The organism is Streptomyces sp. NPDC005281 (assembly GCF_040607495.1).
Lineage (GTDB): Bacteria > Actinomycetota > Actinomycetes > Streptomycetales > Streptomycetaceae > Streptomyces.
In genome coordinates this window covers 147395-160982 of sequence record NZ_JBEXGX010000007.1, presented here as the reverse complement: position 1 = coordinate 160982, position 13588 = coordinate 147395, and the positions used below count along the sequence as shown (strand labels likewise).

The 13588-nt window shown below is 71.7% G+C and carries 14 protein-coding genes; 11 read left to right on the top strand and 3 right to left on the bottom strand.

Annotated elements, in window-relative coordinates; translation table 11 throughout:
• The first annotated feature begins 32 nt into the window (after nucleotides 1–32).
• The 5 genes from ABZV42_RS12835 (at nucleotide 33) to ABZV42_RS12815 (ending at nucleotide 5064) form a co-directional block, all read left to right on the top strand.
• On the top strand, nucleotides 33–1010 hold the full coding sequence (locus ABZV42_RS12835) for an NAD(P)/FAD-dependent oxidoreductase (RefSeq protein WP_355977081.1): 978 nt from the start codon (nucleotides 33–35) through the stop codon (nucleotides 1008–1010).
• 270 nt (nucleotides 1011–1280) lie between these two features.
• Nucleotides 1281–2819, top strand: a complete 1539-nt coding sequence (locus tag ABZV42_RS12830) for an ATP-dependent DNA ligase (protein WP_356051867.1) — start codon at nucleotides 1281–1283, stop codon at nucleotides 2817–2819.
• Nucleotides 2816–3292 carry an NUDIX domain-containing protein gene (locus tag ABZV42_RS12825; RefSeq protein WP_356051866.1) on the top strand — a complete coding sequence of 159 codons (477 nt, stop codon included), beginning with the start codon at nucleotides 2816–2818 and terminating at the stop codon, nucleotides 3290–3292. Before ABZV42_RS12830 ends, ABZV42_RS12825 begins: the two co-directional genes overlap by 4 nt.
• A gap of 115 nt (nucleotides 3293–3407) precedes the next feature.
• Nucleotides 3408–4799: an NADP-dependent succinic semialdehyde dehydrogenase gene (locus ABZV42_RS12820; RefSeq protein WP_356051865.1), complete on the top strand. Its 1392-nt coding sequence runs from the start codon at nucleotides 3408–3410 to the stop codon at nucleotides 4797–4799.
• 25 nt (nucleotides 4800–4824) lie between these two features.
• Nucleotides 4825–5064, top strand: coding sequence for a DUF6213 family protein (locus tag ABZV42_RS12815; RefSeq protein WP_355977072.1), 240 nt, complete (start codon nucleotides 4825–4827; stop codon nucleotides 5062–5064).
• A gap of 81 nt (nucleotides 5065–5145) precedes the next feature.
• On the opposite strand, the gene ABZV42_RS12810 is transcribed toward ABZV42_RS12815, so the two are convergent.
• Both ABZV42_RS12810 and ABZV42_RS12805 read right to left on the bottom strand, forming a co-directional pair.
• The gene (locus tag ABZV42_RS12810; protein ID WP_356051864.1) at nucleotides 5146–5841 is read right to left on the bottom strand and encodes a transcriptional regulator; all 696 of its coding nucleotides are present in this window, start codon (nucleotides 5839–5841) and stop codon (nucleotides 5146–5148) included.
• Between the two features lie 258 nt (nucleotides 5842–6099).
• Nucleotides 6100–7329, bottom strand: a complete 1230-nt coding sequence (locus ABZV42_RS12805; protein ID WP_355977068.1) for an acyl-CoA dehydrogenase family protein — start codon at nucleotides 7327–7329, stop codon at nucleotides 6100–6102.
• 169 nt (nucleotides 7330–7498) lie between these two features.
• Between ABZV42_RS12805 and ABZV42_RS12800 the strand changes: the two genes are divergently transcribed.
• Nucleotides 7499–8143, top strand: a complete 645-nt coding sequence (locus ABZV42_RS12800) for a TetR family transcriptional regulator (RefSeq protein WP_328556921.1) — start codon at nucleotides 7499–7501, stop codon at nucleotides 8141–8143.
• Between the two features lie 74 nt (nucleotides 8144–8217).
• Here the strand turns inward: ABZV42_RS12800 and def are convergent, their stop codons facing one another.
• Nucleotides 8218–8757 carry a peptide deformylase gene (def, locus tag ABZV42_RS12795; protein WP_355977066.1) on the bottom strand — a complete coding sequence of 180 codons (540 nt, stop codon included), beginning with the start codon at nucleotides 8755–8757 and terminating at the stop codon, nucleotides 8218–8220.
• Between the two features lie 153 nt (nucleotides 8758–8910).
• Here def and ABZV42_RS12790 point away from each other — a divergent pair, with 153 nt between their 5' ends.
• The 5 genes from ABZV42_RS12790 to ABZV42_RS12770 all read left to right on the top strand — a co-directional run bounded on the left by ABZV42_RS12790 (nucleotide 8911) and on the right by ABZV42_RS12770 (nucleotide 13571).
• Nucleotides 8911–10149 carry a MurT ligase domain-containing protein gene (locus ABZV42_RS12790; protein ID WP_355977064.1) on the top strand — a complete coding sequence of 413 codons (1239 nt, stop codon included), beginning with the start codon at nucleotides 8911–8913 and terminating at the stop codon, nucleotides 10147–10149.
• Nucleotides 10150–10168: 19 nt separating this feature from the next.
• The gene (locus tag ABZV42_RS12785) at nucleotides 10169–10897 is read left to right on the top strand and encodes a glutamine amidotransferase (RefSeq protein WP_355977062.1); all 729 of its coding nucleotides are present in this window, start codon (nucleotides 10169–10171) and stop codon (nucleotides 10895–10897) included.
• 273 nt (nucleotides 10898–11170) lie between these two features.
• Complete coding sequence (locus ABZV42_RS12780) at nucleotides 11171–12196, top strand: 6-phosphofructokinase (protein ID WP_339127949.1); 1026 nt, start codon at nucleotides 11171–11173, stop codon at nucleotides 12194–12196.
• Between the two features lie 137 nt (nucleotides 12197–12333).
• Nucleotides 12334–13287 (top strand): cytochrome c oxidase assembly protein, encoded by a 954-nt coding sequence (locus ABZV42_RS12775; protein WP_355977060.1) that lies wholly within the window; start codon nucleotides 12334–12336, stop codon nucleotides 13285–13287.
• 125 nt (nucleotides 13288–13412) lie between these two features.
• Nucleotides 13413–13571: a hypothetical protein gene (locus ABZV42_RS12770; protein WP_355773678.1), complete on the top strand. Its 159-nt coding sequence runs from the start codon at nucleotides 13413–13415 to the stop codon at nucleotides 13569–13571.
• Nucleotides 13572–13588: the final 17 nt, after the last annotated feature.

The window sequence follows — 13588 nt, the reverse complement described above, 5'->3', positions numbered from 1 at the left end:
TCCGGGCGACCTTCTGCGTGGAGGTGGTCACCATGACCGGGACATTGACCAGAACATCGGCCGAGGCGTACGAGGTGGTCGTCGTGGGCGGCGGCACGGCGGGGCTCTCCGCGGCCCTGGTCCTCGGCCGGGCGCGGCGCCGGACCCTCGTCGTCGACGAGGGCGAGCCGCGCAACGCGCCCGCCGCTCACATGCAGGGCTATCTGACCCGCGACGGCATGCCGCCCGCCGAGTTCCTCGCCGAGGGCCGGCGGGAGGTCGAGCGGTACGGGGTGACGATCCTCCGGGGCCGGGTGGTGGACGTCGTCCGGGACGGCGCCGGGGAGTTCGAGGTCACGCTCGGGTCCGGGGGCACCGTCCACGCGCGCCGGCTGATCGTCACGACCGGGCTGGCCGACGAGATGCCGCCGGTGCCGGGCGTCGCCGAGCGCTTCGGGCGCGATGTGCTGCACTGCCCGTACTGCCACGGCTGGGAGGTCCGCGACGAGGCCTTCGGCGTGCTGGCCACCACCCCGCTCGCCGTGCACCAGGCACTGATGGTCGGCCAGTGGTCGAAGGACGTCACGCTGTTCCTGCACTTGGTGGCCGAGGACGAGCTGTCCGACGAGGACCTGCGCCGGCTCGCGGCCGCGGGTGTCGCCGTGGTCCCGGGCGAGGTCGCGGAGCTGGTGGTAGCGGACGACCGGCTCACCGGTGTACGGCTCGCGGACGGGACCACGTACGACCGCTCGGTGCTGTTCGTGGCGCCGCGCCCGGTGCCGCGGACCGGCCTGCTGGAGGGGCTGGGCGCGGAACTGCGGGAGACGCCGTTCGGCAGCTACCCGGTCCTCGACCCGACCGGGCTGACGAGTGTGCCCGGCGTCTGGGCGGCCGGCAACGCCGCCGGTTTCGCGGAGCAGGTGGTGAACGCGGCGAGCGGCGGCTACCGCGCGGCGGCCACGCTCAACGGCGAACTCCTCTTCGCCGACCTCGACGCGGCGATCGAGCGCGGACAGGGCGGACAGGGCTGAAACACACGTCGCCGGGGGAACACGTCGCCCGGGGTATGCCCCAGGATCCCGCACGCGTGCCGGGGCGCGCCTCGGATCCCTTACCCGTGACGGGCATGTCCCCGGATCCCTTACCCGTGCCGGGCATGTCCCCGGGTCCCGCACGCGTGCCGGGCATGTCCCCGGGTCCCGCACGCGTGCCGGGGCGTGCCCCGTCCCGTGCGCCTGGCGGAGCATGTCCGAGGGTCCCGTACGGGTGTGAAACGGGCGCTCGCGTTGCACGATGGCTGCATGCTGCTGAGCCGGCTCGCCCGAGTGTCCCAGGAGGTCGCCGCCACCTCGGCGCGGTCCCAGAAGACCGCGCTGCTCGCGGGGCTGTTCCGGGACGCCGAGGCGGACGACGCGCCGATCGTGATCCCGTACCTGGCGGGCCGTCTGCCGCAGGGCCGCATCGGCGTCGGCTGGAAGGTGCTGAGCACACCGGTCACCCCCGCCGCCGGACCGACCCTCACCGTGCGCGAGGTCGACGCCCGGATCACCGCGCTCGGCGAGGTCTCCGGCACCGGTTCGCAGGCCGAACGGGCGCGTCAGGTGGGCGAGTTGATGGCGGCGGCCACCGAGGAGGAGCAGCGATTCCTGTTCGGGCTGCTCACCGGCGAGGTGCGCCAGGGCGCGCTGGACGCGCTCGCGGTCGAGGGGCTCGCCGAGGCGACCGGAGCGCCCGCCAGGGACGTACGGCGGGCGGTGATGCTGGCGGGCTCGCTGCGGGCGGTGGCACGGGCCCTCCTGGCGGACGGGCCCGAAGCCCTGGGCGGCTTCCGGCTCACCGTCGGCCGCCCGGTCCTGCCGATGCTGGCGCACACCGCGTCCTCCGTCTCCGAGGCGGTCGGCAAGCTCGGCGCCTGCGCGGTCGAGGAGAAGCTCGACGGCATCCGGGTGCAGCTGCACCGGGACGGCGAGGAGGTCCGTGTCTACACCCGGACCCTCGACGACATCACCGACCGGCTGCCCGAACTGACTTTTGCGGCAAGGGAGTTGCGGGGCGAGCGGTTCATCCTGGACGGCGAGGTGGTCGCGCTGGACGACCGGGGCCGGCCTCGCTCCTTCCAGGAGACGGCCGCCCGGGTGGGGTCGCGCGTGGACGTGGCGGCGGCCGCGGAGAGCGTGCCCGTCTCCCCCGTCTTCTTCGACGCGCTGTCCGTCGACGGGCGTGACCTGCTGGATCTGCCGTTCACCGAGCGGCACGCGGAGCTGGCGCGGCTGGTGCCCGAGCCGATGCGGGTCCGGCGGACGCTCGTGCCGGGGCCGGAGGACGCCGGGCGGGCCGAGACGTTCCTCACCGACACGCTGGCCCGGGGGCACGAGGGCGTCGTGGTGAAGGCCCTCGACGCCCCGTACAGCGCGGGCCGGCGCGGTGCCGCCTGGCTCAAGGTCAAGCCCGTACACACGCTCGACCTGGTGGTCCTGGCGGCCGAGTGGGGCCATGGGCGGCGCACCGGCAAGCTCTCCAACCTGCACCTGGGCGCCCGCACCGGCGACGGCTCCTTCGCCATGCTCGGCAAGACGTTCAAGGGCATGACCGACGCGATGCTCGCCTGGCAGACCGAACGGCTGCGGGAACTGGCCGTCACGGACGACGGGCACGTGGTGACCGTACGGCCCGAGCTCGTCGTCGAGATCGCGTACGACGGTCTCCAGCGGTCCACGCGCTACCCGGCCGGCGTCACCCTCCGCTTCGCCCGGGTCGTGCGCTATCGCGAGGACAAACCCGCGGCCGAGGCCGACACCGTCGACACGCTGCTGGCCGCCCACCCGGAGGTGACGCGATGAGCGCGACGCAGCACGGAAGGAGGAGCGCCGGACTGCTGTTGTTCCGGCACACCGACCAGGGCGTGGAGGTATTGGTCGGCCATATGGGAGGTCCGTACTTCGCGCGGCGCGACGCCGGGGCCTGGACCCTTCCCAAGGGCGAGTACGAGCCCGACGAGACGGCCTGGGACGCCGCCCGCCGCGAGTTCCGGGAGGAGCTCGGGCTGCCGCCGCCCGACGGGGAGGCGGTCGCGCTCGGGGAGGTCACCCAGACGAACGGCAAGGTGGTCACGGCCTGGGCGATCGAGGCGGATCTCGACCCCGCGGCCATGGTCCCCGGCACGTTCACGATGGAGTGGCCGCCGAGATCGGGCCAGCGCCAGGAGTTCCCCGAACTGGACCGGGTGGAGTGGATGACCCCGGAGCGGGCCCGGACGCTGCTCGTGACGGCGCAGACCGTGTTTCTCGACCGGCTGGCGGAGCACTCGTCCTGAGAGCCGGCGTTCGGCCAGGAGCGCCGGCTCACTCGGCCGGCCCCCGCCGCCCGCGTTGCGCCGCGCCGCGCCGCGCGGGAGGGTCGGGGAACAGTCAGCTTTCAGGAGGTCGGCCATGCCCATCGCGACGGTGAACCCGGCGAGCGGCGAGACGCTCAAGACGTACGACGCCCTCGGCGCCGAGGAGATCGAGCGCAGGCTCGCGACCGCCGACGCCACGTTCCGTACGTATCGCACCACCTCGTTCGCCGAGCGGGCGCGGCTCATGCACCGCGCCGCCGACCTCCTGGACGAGGACGTGCGGGACATCGGCCGGGTGATGACCACCGAGATGGGCAAGCCGGTCAAGCAGGCCAGGGCCGAGGCCGCCAAGTGCGCCAAGGCGATGCGCTGGTACGCCGACCACGCCGAGGATCTACTCAGCGACGAACCGGCCGCCCCGGCCGACGCCGCGGACTCCGGGGCCTCCCGGGTCCTCGCGCGCTACCGGCCGCTCGGCCCCGTGCTCGCGGTGATGCCGTGGAACTTCCCGCTCTGGCAGGTGGTGCGCTTCGCCGCGCCCGCGCTGATGGCGGGCAACGTGGGGCTGCTCAAGCACGCCTCGAACGTGCCCCAGACAGCCCTGTACCTGGAGGACCTGTTCCGGCGCGCGGGCTTCCCCGAGGGCTGCTTCCAGACGCTGCTGATCGGGTCGGGGGCGGTCGAGGGCGTCCTGCGCGACCCGCGGGTCAAGGCCGCCACCCTCACCGGCAGCGAACCGGCCGGGCGGGCGGTCGCCTCGGTCGCCGGGGACGAGGTCAAGAAGACGGTGCTCGAGCTGGGCGGCAGCGACCCCTACGTCGTGATGCCGTCCGCCGACGTGGAACGCGCCGCGACACTCGCCGTGACGGCGCGGGCCCAGAACAACGGGCAGTCATGCATCGCCGCCAAGCGGTTCATCGTGCACGCCGACGTCTTCGACGCCTTCGCGGAGCGGTTCACGGCCGGCATGCGGGCCCTCAAGGTCGGCGACCCGCTGGAGGAGGACACCGAGATCGGGCCGCTCGCCACCGACCAGGGCCGCGCCGACCTCGAGGAACTCGTGGACGACGCGGTCGAGAACGGCGCGACGGTGCTGTGCGGCGGCGAACGCCCCGACGGTTTCGGCGCCGGCTGGTACTACACGCCGACCGTGCTCACCGACATCACACCCGACATGCGCATCCACCTGGAGGAGACGTTCGGACCGGTCGCCACGCTGTACCGGGTCGAGGACCTGGACGAGGCGGTGGCGCTCGCCAACGACACCCCGTTCGGGCTGAGCTCGAACGTATGGACCCGTGACGAGGCCGAGGTGGAGCGGTTCGTCCGTGATCTGGAGGCGGGCGGGGTGTTCGTCAACGGGATGACGGCCTCCCACCCGGCTTTCCCCTTCGGCGGGGAAAAGCGGTCCGGCTACGGGCGTGAACTGTCGGGGCACGGAATCCGCGAGTTCTGCAACATCACCACCGTATGGCACGGAGCGTGAGCGTTCCGCAGCTACGATCCCTGGTGTGAACCGCGAAGTGACCCTCCCTCTGATCGTCGACGACCGCGGGACGTTGCAGGTGTCGGCCGCCGACGTCAGCAAGCTGCTGCGTACGGTGGGCGGCCGGTGGCTGCATCTGGTGGAGGCCGGCCAGGACGGCCTCGACGAGGACACGGTGGCCGCGCTCACGATCGAACTGGCCAAGCTGGCCGACCGGATCGACGTGGCCTGCATCGCGCACAGCAGCGGGCCGACCGGACGCTGAACCGTCCGGCGACGACGACGGTCTCCGCCGGACGGTGGGGCGGGCTCCTCGCGGTCCCGCCCACCGCCGGGCGGGGCCGGCTCAGACGACCCGCTGGTCCAGTTCCCACAGCGCGTGCCAGAACTTCGCCTCGTAGGCCTGGAGCAGCCGGCCGTGGCGCAGGACGTCGTCCAGCGTGATCCGGTCGGCGTCGAGGCCCGCCTGCACGGCGGCCAGCGCCCGGTTCTCCAGGTCCGGCGCGGGCTCGGCGAAGAAGTCGAAGAAGCCGCAGGTCTCGTCGTCGAAGCCGTAGTGGGAGCGCAGGGCCTCGGTGATGGTCTCGCAGTAGCCGCCCCACGCGGCGAAGTTGGCGCCGAGCGCGATGACCACGTCGGCCGGCTCCCCGTTCAGGGCGAGCCAGGCGACGTAGGCGGGATAGGCTTGGCAGTCGGCGAGCGGTTCGTACTCCGCCGCTCGCGCCTCGTCGGCTCCCACCGCGGCGGCGAACGCGCCGAGCCGGTCCCCGGCCACCACCTCGCCCTCGGCGAGCAGTTCGAAGAACGCCGCGGTCGCCGGGTCCGCTGCCGACGTCTTCGTACCGGCGGCCGAGCGTTGCGCCAGATGGACGAACGCGCGGTGGTCCGCGGCGATCACGTGACGCTGTTCCAGGGCGAGGGCCGCGAGCGTGCCTGGCTGGGCGGCACCCCGGGCGATCAGGGGCAGCAGCCGGTTGCCGTGGGGGTCGGGGGCGAGTTTCCCGGTGACGCCCTCCAGCAGTTCCCTGGCCGTCCGCGTCATCACGCGCTCCTTCGGTCCGGCTGACTCCGAGCCCCCGCGACCAGAGTGCACGGTCACCGCCGTTTCCCGGCGCTGCGACGCGAAGTCCCAGGTCCGGTGGGGTGACGGTGGTGCGCGAGGGCGCGGCTGCCGCGCCCGCCCTCGTACCCCGCGCGCGTGCCCGGCGTGAGACTCGGCGTCCCGGGGCGCCCCGGGACGCCGGTGGTCACCGGCGTCCCGTCATGGGTGCGCGGAACGCGTCCGGCCGTGCCCGGAGCGTCAGCGGATCGGCATCCCGGAGAGGGTGCGGGCGATCACCAGGCGCTGGATCTCGCTGGTGCCCTCGAAGATCGTGTAGATGGCCGCGTCGCGGTGCATCCGCTCCACCGGGTATTCGCGCGTGTACCCGTTGCCGCCCAGGATCTGGATGGCCTGGCCGGTGACCTTCTTCGCCGTCTCGCTGGCGAACAGCTTGGACATCGAGCCCTCGGCCGCCGTGAACTGCTTGCCGTTGACCGCCATCCAGGACGCCCGCCACACCAGCAGCCGCGCCGCGTCGATCGAGGTGCGCATGTCGGCGAGCTGGAAGGCCACGCCCTGGTTGTCGATGATCGGGCGGCCGAACTGCTCACGCGTCTTCGCGTAGTCGAGGGCCACCTCGTACGCGGCCCGCGCGGTGCCGACCGCCATGGCGCCGACGGCCGGACGGGACGCCTCGAACGTGGCCATCGCGGCGTTCTTCACGCGCTCGCCGCCGCCCGCCCTGGCGCGCTCGCGGGCACGGGCGAGGCGCTCGTCGAGCTTCTGCTTGCCGCCGAGCAGGCAGGAACCGGGGATGCGGACGTTCTCCAGGACGACCTCGGCGGTGTGCGAGGCGCGGATGCCGTGCTTCTTGAACTTCTGGCCCTGCGACAGGCCGGGCGTGTTCGGCGGCACGATGAAGGAGGCGTGGCCCTTGGAGCCGAGTTCCGCGTCGACGACCGCGACGACGACGTGGACGTTGGCGATGCCGCCGTTGGTCGCCCAGGTCTTCGTGCCGTTCAGGACCCACTCGTCCTTGGCCTCGTCGTAGACGGCACGCGTGCGCATCGAGGCGACGTCGGAGCCGGCGTCGGGCTCGGAGGAGCAGAAGGCGGCGACCTTGACATCGTTGGCATCGCCGTACATCTGGGGGATCCAGGTGCCGATCTGCTCCTCGGTGCCGTTGGCGAGGACGCCCACGGCGGCGAGACCGGTGCCGACGATGGACAGCGCGATGCCCGCGTCGCCCCAGAACAGCTCCTCCATCGCCATGGGTATGCCGAGGCCGGTGGCGTCGAAGTACTGCTGGGCGTAGAAGTCCAGGGAGTAGATGCCGACCTTGGCGGCTTCCTGGATGACCGGCCAGGGAGTCTCTTCGCGCTCGTCCCATTCGGCGGCCGCGGGGCGGATCACATCGGCGGCGAAGCCGTGCAGCCAGTCCCGGACCTCCTTCTGTTCGTCGTTGAGCTCCATGGTGAACTCGGCCATGTCCCCTCCAGCGCTGCACTAAACTGTTACTTGCGGTAACTGGAGTGTGTTACTGGCTAGTAGGAAAAGTCAACTCCCGGGCTCGGCTCGGCATCCCGTTCGATACCCATACGACGATCAGTGTTAGTTTGCGCAGGCGTCACCGAATCACCACGGGTGGGGAGAGCACATGGACACCACACAGCGGACCGATCAGCAGAGGTCCGCCGACCGCCGCCGGCGCGAACTGCTGGAAGCCGCCGACAGAGTGGTGCTCCGCGACGGCCCCGGGGCCTCCATGAACGCCATCGCCGCCGAGGCCGGCATCACGAAGCCCATCCTGTACCGCCACTTCGGCGACAAGGGCGGCCTCTACGCCGCACTCGCCAAGCGCCACACGGACGCACTCCTCGAAGCGCTGCGGGCGGCACTGGACGCCCCGGCCGAACGACGTGAGCGCGTGGAGGCCACGCTCGACACCTACTTGGCCGCCATCGAGGCACGACCGCAGGTGTACCGGTTCCTGATGCACCCGGCGGAGGGCGGCCAGCCGGGCGACCCCGGGTTCGACGTCGGCAAGTACTCCGCGCCCGTCCTGCGCCGCATGGGCGAGGAGCTGGCCGAGGTCATCGAGGAACGGGTGGACCTCGGACCGGGCAGCCAGCAGCTGGCGCGGGTGTGGGGCCACGGCATCGTCGGCATGATGCACGCCGCCGGGGACTGGTGGCTCGGCGAACGCCCTTGCACGCGAGCCGAGTTGGTGCGGAGCCTGGCCGACCTGCTCTGGGGGCGCCTCGCCGCGGCGGGCGACCGCGTAGGCGGACCGGGATTCTGACCGGGCCTCACGCGGACACCCTGGCAGAAGGCGCGGCCCGCTGGCCGGAGACCGCCACCGGCACCGAAGGCCCGTCAGCCGCTCCAGGAGGCCCGTGCCACCTGGCGCAGCAGACGGCGCCGGCGCCATCCGGTGAGCCGGTCCGCGTACACCCCGCCGCCGAGATGGTCGCACTCGTGCTGGAGGCACCGCGCGAACCAGCCGGTGCCGTGCACGGTGACCGGCTCGCCGGTGACCGTACGACCCTCGACGACCGCGTGGTCGAACCGCTCGGTACCGGCCTCCAGGCCCGGCAGCGAGAGGCAGCCCTCAGGTCCGCGCAGGACCACACCGTCCGCCTCGACCAGACGAGGATTCACCACATGTCCGACATGACGGACATCGTCATCGTCCGGGCAGTCGTACACGAAGACCCTCAGGCCGACGCCGATCTGGTTCGCGGCCAGGCCGACGCCCTCGGCCGCGTACATCGTCGCGAACATGTCCTCGACGAGCTCCGCGAGTTGAGGGCCGAATTCGGTGACGTCCTCGCAGGCTGTACGCAGGAGGGGGTCACCGAGCAGGATGAGGGGCCGGACGCGCCCATGGGTGCCCGGGATGGATCCGTGTCGCATGGCGGCAAGGGTACGGTCCTGGTAGGCGCGCGCAGGTCGCGCCGGCACCGAGGTGGTGCCGCGATTCGGGCCCGTGAGTGGATCTCGATAGGCTGAGCCCCACATGTGCCGGGGGCAGGGGCGCGGCGCGTACGCAAGGAGGATCGAGAAACGATGTCAGGCAACTCGGACCCGCTGTCGCCGCGGGCCAAGCTGGCCGTGACGGCGGGCAAGGCGGCGGCTGCCGTCTCGCGGGCCGCCGGACGCGGCAGCGGATCGGTGATCGGCGGCCGGGTGGCGCTCAAGCTCGACCCCGACCTGCTGGCGAGGCTCGCCACGCACCTGGACGTGATCCTGGTGTCGGCGACCAACGGCAAGACCACGACGACCCGGCTGATCGCCGAGGCGCTGCGCGCCGCGGGCCCGGTCGTGTCCAACGCACTCGGCGCCAACATGCCCGCGGGCATCACCTCGGCGCTGGCCGGGGGCTCGGACGCCAAGTTCGCGGTCATCGAGGTCGACGAGAAGTACCTCGCCGGTGTGGCCCGCGACACCGACCCGAAGTGCATCGCGCTGCTGAACCTCTCGCGCGACCAGCTCGACCGCGCCGCCGAGACGCGGATGATGGCCGAGCACTGGCGCGAGGGGCTGGCCGGTTCCAAGGCCGTCGTGATCGCCAACGCGGACGACCCGCTGGTGGTCTGGGCCGCGTCCTCCTCGCCGAACGTCGTCTGGGTGGCGGCCGGTCAGATGTGGAAGGAGGACGCCTGGTCCTGCCCGTCCTGCGGCGGTGTGATGCAGCGCCCCGGAGACGACTGGTTCTGCGGGGACTGCGGCTTCCGCCGTCCGACGCCGACCTGGGCCCTGTCCGGGGACCACGTCCTCGACCCGCACGGTTCCGCGTGGCCGATCCACCTCCAGCTGCCGGGCCGCGCCAACAAGGCCAACGCGGCCTCGTCGGCCGCCGTGGCCGCCGTCTTCGGGGTGCCGCCGCAGGTCGCCCTGGAGCGCATGTACCAGGTGCAGGCGGTGGCCGGACGCTACGACGTGGTCCAGTTCATGCAGCGCGACCTGCGTCTGCTGCTCGCCAAGAACCCCGCGGGCTGGCTGGAGACCTTCTCCCTGATCGACCCGCCGCCGACCCCGGTCATCCTGTCGGTGAACGCGCGCGGCGCCGACGGTACCGACACCTCCTGGCTGTGGGACGTCGACTACACCCGTCTGAGCGGGCACCCGATCTTCGTTCTCGGCGACCGCAAGCTGGACCTCGCCGTACGCCTCGAAGTCGCCAACCAGCAGTTCCAGGTCTGCGAGAACCTCGACCAGGCCGTGCAGCAGGCACCGCCCGGACGCATCGAGGTCATCGCGAACTACACCGCTTTCCAGGACTTGAGGCGTCGTGTCGGCAACTGAGCCACGGAGGACGAAGAGAATGAGTGACAACAGCCTGCGTCTGGTGTGGATCTATCCGGACCTGCTGAGCACCTACGGCGACCAGGGCAACGCCCTGGTCGTGGAGCGCCGGGCACGTCAGCGCGGCCTCGACGTGGCCCGTGTCGACGTGCGCAGCGACCAGCCGATCCCCACCTCCGGCGACATCTACCTCATCGGGGGCGGCGAGGACCGTCCGCAGCGGCTCGCAGCGGAGCGGCTGCGCCGCGACGGCGGTCTTGAGCGCGCGGTCGGCAACGGCGCGATCGTGTTCTCCGTCTGCGCCGGCTACCAGATCCTCGGGCACGAGTTCATCAACGACCTCGGCCAGCGCGAGCCGGGCCTCGGCCTGCTCGACGTGGTCTCGGTGCGCGGTGAGGGCGAGCGGTGCGTCGGCGACGTCCTCGGGGACATCGACCCGCGGCTCGGCCTGCCCCAGCTGACCGGCTTCGAGAACCACCAGGGCGTCACCCACCTCGGCCCCAGCGCCCGCCCGTTCGCGAACGTGCGGCTGGGCAAGGGCAACGGCACGGGTGACGGCACCGAGGGCGCGTACAACGACACCGTGTTCGGCACGTACATGCACGGGCCCGTCCTCGCCCGCAACCCGCAGATCGCGGACCTGCTGCTGAAGCTGGCCCTCGACGTCAACGCCCTGCCGCCCATCGACGACCGCTGGTACGAGGCACTGCGCTCCGAGCGCATCGCCTCCGCCCAGCAGCCCGCGTAGGACCGCCCCGCCCCGGCGGGTCAGAGGAACCGTTTCTCAAGGAGGAACGGTTCCTCTTCGCGTTTACGGCGACGAACCGATTCCGCATCGCGAAACGGGCCTGTTCGGCCCCGCCCGGGGCCCGTCTGAAACCGCATCCGCACAGGTGAGCGGGGGCGTCCAGCAGGCGGACGCACGGTACGGCGCGGCCCCCTCCCGCCGGTATGGTGACGGGGATCCTCGCCGGACAACGTGGTCCGGTCCCCGGACCACGTTGAGAAGGTATTTCGGGCTATGCGCATTGGTGTCCTCACGTCCGGCGGCGACTGCCCCGGCCTGAACGCCGTCATCCGGTCGGTCGTGCACCGCGCCGTCGTCGACCACGGCGACGAGGTCATCGGCTTCCGGGACGGCTGGAAGGGTCTTCTGGAGTGCGACTACCTCAAGCTCGACCTCGACGCGGTGAGCGGCATCCTCGCTCGCGGCGGAACCATGCTCGGCTCCTCCCGGGTCCAGCCCGCGCATCTGCGTGACGGTGTGGAACGGGCCAAGGGCCATGTCGCGGACCTCGGGCTCGACGCGATCATCCCGATCGGCGGCGAGGGCACGCTGAAGGCGGCCCGCCTGCTCTCCGACGGCGGTCTGCCGATCGTCGGCGTCCCGAAGACCATCGACAACGACATCGCGGTCACGGACGTCACGTTCGGCTTCGACACGGCCGTCGGGGTCGCGACCGAGGCCCTCGACCGGCTGAAGACCACCGCCGAGTCCCACCAGCGCGTGCTGATCGTGGAGGTCATGGGCCGCCACACCGGCTGGATCGCCCTGCACTCCGGCATGGCGGCGGGCGCCCACGCCATCGTCGTACCGGAGCGGCCCTTCGACATCGAGGAGCTGGCCGCGCGGGTCGGCGAGCGGTTCGAGGCGGGCAAGCGGTTCGCCATCGTCGTCGCCGCCGAGGGCGCCAAGCCCCGCGAGGGTTCGATGCGCTACGACGAGGGCGGCAAGGACATCTACGGCCACGAGCGCTTCGCGGGCATCGCCCGGCAGCTCTCCATCGAGTTGGAGGAACGGCTCGGCAAGGAGGCCCGGCCGGTCATCCTCGGGCACGTACAGCGCGGCGGCACGCCGACGGCGTACGACCGCGTCCTCGCGACCCGGTTCGGGTGGCACGCCGTGGAAGCCGTGCACCGGGGCGAGTTCGGGATGATGACCGCCCTGCGCGGGACCGACATCGTGATGGTCTCGCTCGCGGAGGCCGTCGAGACCCTGAAGACGGTCCCGGACGAGCGCTACGCCGAGGCGGAGTGCGTGCTCTGAGCCGTACTCCGTCGGAACCGCCCCCGGTCGCAGTCGCGGCCGGGGGCGGTTCTACTCTGGTGCGGACAGACAGCGCACAACCTCCCCCAGTGCCTTAAAAGGGCCTGGGAGGTACCACCAGAAACAGGAGCCGGCGGATGGATCACAGCGGGCACGGCATGACCATGGACCTGCCGCCGTTCACGCTGGCGCGCGGGCTCGAATGGTCCCCGGACCCGTTCTTCCTCGTCGCCTCTCTGCTCGGACTCGGGCTGTACGGCTGGGGTGTCGTGCGGCTCGTACGGCGCGGCGACGCGTGGTCCTGGGGCCGTACGGCCTCCTTCGTGGCCGGCGTGCTGACGGTGATGCTCGTCATGTGCACCAGGCTGAACGACTACGGCATGGCCATGTTCAGCGTGCACATGGTCCAGCACATGGTGATGAGCATGCTCACCCCGATCCTCATCCTGCTCGGGGCGCCGATCACGCTGGCGCTGCGCGCGCTGCCGGTGGCCGCCAGACGCGGCGCCAAGGGGCCGCGCGAACTGCTGCTGATGTTCCTGCACAGCCGGTACATGCGTGTCGTCACCCACCCGGCGTTCACCATCCCGATGTTCATCGCGAGCCTCTACGCGCTGTACTTCTCCCCCATCTTCGACTTCCTGATGGGCTCCACCACGGGCCACATCGTGATGATGTGCCACTTCTTCGCCGTCGGCCTGTTCTTCTTCTGGCCGATCATGGGCGTGGACCCGGGCCCGCACCGCCCTGGCTATCTGATGCGGATGCTGGAGCTGTTCGCGGGGATGCCGTTCCACGCCTTCTTCGGCATCGCGCTGATGATGGCCTCGGGGCCGATGGTCGAGTCGTACAAGAACCCGTCGGCCTCCCTCGGTATCGACGCGCTCGCCGACCAGACCGCCGCCGGCGGGATCGCCTGGGCGTTCAGCGAGATCCCCTCCGTCCTCGTCCTGCTCGCGCTGCTCTTCCAGTGGTACGGCTCCGAGCAGCGGCAGGCCAAGCGCCAGGACCGGGCCGCGGACCGGGACGGCGACAAGGAACTCGAGGCCTACAACGCCTATCTCGCCTCCCTCAACGCACGCGGTCACTGACGGGGCACCGCCGTCGCAGGGGACCCGGTGGTCGGCACGGCCCTGGCGATGTGACTCCCTCCGGGTGAAAATGGCCCCAGAGGCCACGGGCCGCGTCGCGGACCCGCCTGGAGGAGGGTGCTGCGATGCCCGGTTCGACGAAGACGATGGGGGTGCTCACCGTGGGCGGGCTCGTCGTGGTGACGGCCTACACGGTGGCACTGGGCAGCAACGGCTGGCTGTGGTTCGGCTGGGTCGTGCTCGGTCTGATCACGCTGGGGATGGTGGCTTCCCGCAGCACCTGAACCCGGCCCGAGGAAGC

Bases quoted from the DNA above. Each gene is read 5' to 3' on its own strand.
- ABZV42_RS12835 (WP_355977081.1), top strand. From the start codon at position 33: ATGACCGGGACATTGACCAGAACATCGGCCGAGGCGTACGAGGTGGTC.
- ABZV42_RS12830 (WP_356051867.1), top strand. From the start codon at position 1,281: ATGCTGCTGAGCCGGCTCGCCCGAGTGTCCCAGGAGGTCGCCGCCACC.
- ABZV42_RS12825 (WP_356051866.1), top strand. From the start codon at position 2,816: ATGAGCGCGACGCAGCACGGAAGGAGGAGCGCCGGACTGCTGTTGTTC.
- ABZV42_RS12820 (WP_356051865.1), top strand. From the start codon at position 3,408: ATGCCCATCGCGACGGTGAACCCGGCGAGCGGCGAGACGCTCAAGACG.
- ABZV42_RS12810 (WP_356051864.1), bottom strand. From the start codon at position 5,841: ATGACGCGGACGGCCAGGGAACTGCTGGAGGGCGTCACCGGGAAACTC.
- ABZV42_RS12805 (WP_355977068.1), bottom strand. From the start codon at position 7,329: ATGGCCGAGTTCACCATGGAGCTCAACGACGAACAGAAGGAGGTCCGG.
- ABZV42_RS12800 (WP_328556921.1), top strand. From the start codon at position 7,499: ATGGACACCACACAGCGGACCGATCAGCAGAGGTCCGCCGACCGCCGC.
- def (WP_355977066.1), bottom strand. From the start codon at position 8,757: ATGCGACACGGATCCATCCCGGGCACCCATGGGCGCGTCCGGCCCCTC.
- ABZV42_RS12790 (WP_355977064.1), top strand. From the start codon at position 8,911: ATGTCAGGCAACTCGGACCCGCTGTCGCCGCGGGCCAAGCTGGCCGTG.
- ABZV42_RS12785 (WP_355977062.1), top strand. From the start codon at position 10,169: ATGAGTGACAACAGCCTGCGTCTGGTGTGGATCTATCCGGACCTGCTG.
- ABZV42_RS12780 (WP_339127949.1), top strand. From the start codon at position 11,171: ATGCGCATTGGTGTCCTCACGTCCGGCGGCGACTGCCCCGGCCTGAAC.
- ABZV42_RS12775 (WP_355977060.1), top strand. From the start codon at position 12,334: ATGGATCACAGCGGGCACGGCATGACCATGGACCTGCCGCCGTTCACG.
- ABZV42_RS12770 (WP_355773678.1), top strand. From the start codon at position 13,413: ATGCCCGGTTCGACGAAGACGATGGGGGTGCTCACCGTGGGCGGGCTC.